This window comes from Campylobacter sp. JH32 (assembly GCF_017846535.1).
GTDB lineage: Bacteria > Campylobacterota > Campylobacteria > Campylobacterales > Campylobacteraceae > Campylobacter_D > Campylobacter_D coli.
This window is the reverse complement of record NZ_JAEQBS010000045.1, coordinates 1-475: the sequence shown is the minus strand read 5'-3', so window position 1 is coordinate 475 and position 475 is coordinate 1. Positions and strand designations below refer to the sequence as shown.

The window sequence follows — 475 nt, the reverse complement described above, 5'->3', positions numbered from 1 at the left end:
GTAGGCAAATACACCCAAGAATATTCTAAAGCTTTGTTTGAAGCACACAATATCAAACAAAACTCCCCCTACAAAGACTATCAACCCCAATACCTAGATCCTGAATTTCACACAGGGGAGAAATCTACTTTACTTGAATTTAAAGATTGGCAAAGTATTTATTTAAAAGATCCTATCAAAGGAGCTATAGCTCCTTGGACTAAAGCAGAAAAAGCTTATTATAAATCTTTAAAAACTAAAAAAGAAAGATATAAATATTTAGTTATAAGAAGTGGTATAAGAAGTGTTGTTATAGATATACCTTATGAAGCTATAGGAGCTGTAGATGAAAAAGGAAATGTAGATCCTAAATATGAAAAATTATATAGAATAGTAGATGATAATAAACATAATCTAAGATCAAGTTTATTTCATAATGAATGGGGTATGGCAGCAGGAATATTAGGTGATTATAAATACCTAGCTAATGATATGT

1 pseudogene is annotated in these 475 nt (G+C 29.7%); it reads left to right on the top strand.

Annotated features, from left to right (window positions below):
* Nucleotides 1-475 (top strand): annotated as a pseudogene (locus KAR67_RS09445) (hypothetical protein); the annotation flags it as partial.